We start from the raw sequence: 553 nt of genomic DNA on the forward strand, positions 1-553 counted from the left end.
CGCCCCGACACAAACGCCGACAACCGGCCCGCCTGCGCCGAAAGACCCGCCGCATCCCGCCCCGACACCACCCACGGAAACACCGCCGGCACGACAACCGGAGAAGCGGGCGGTGAATCCGGTGTGCCAACCGGAGAATCCACCCCGGAAGCAGGCGCGACAACAACGGTGGAATCCACCAGGACGGCAGGTGAACCGGAGCCGGTGGCGCCGTCACCGGCGGCGACCTCGACGTCGGTGTTCGGGTCCACTTCGAGGATCACGTGGGCGTTGGTGCCGCTGATACCGAACGCGGACACCCCGGACCGGCGCGGGCCGTCCGTGGACCACGGCGTCGTCTGCGTCAGGAGCTGGACCGCGCCCGCGGTCCAGTCGACGTTCGGGGTCGGCGCGTCGACGTGCAGCGTCCTGGGCGCCACTCCGTGGCGCATCGCCATCACCATTTTGATCACGCCGGCCACGCCCGCCGCCGCCTGGGTGTGCCCGATGTTCGACTTGACCGATCCCACCCACAACGGCCGGTCCGCGTCCCGACCCTGCCCGTAGGTCGCCA

Annotated in this window: 1 protein-coding gene; it reads right to left on the bottom strand. The window is 70.9% G+C overall.

Going from position 1 to position 553, the window contains the following annotated elements; genetic code table 11:
- The coding region (locus MXD61_RS05800; RefSeq protein ID WP_285223163.1) for a ketoacyl-synthetase C-terminal extension domain-containing protein at window positions 1–553 on the bottom strand (553 nt) is incomplete at both ends.

It is taken from the genome of Frankia sp. AgPm24, assembly GCF_023243055.1.
GTDB lineage: Bacteria > Actinomycetota > Actinomycetes > Frankiales > Frankiaceae > Frankia > Frankia umida.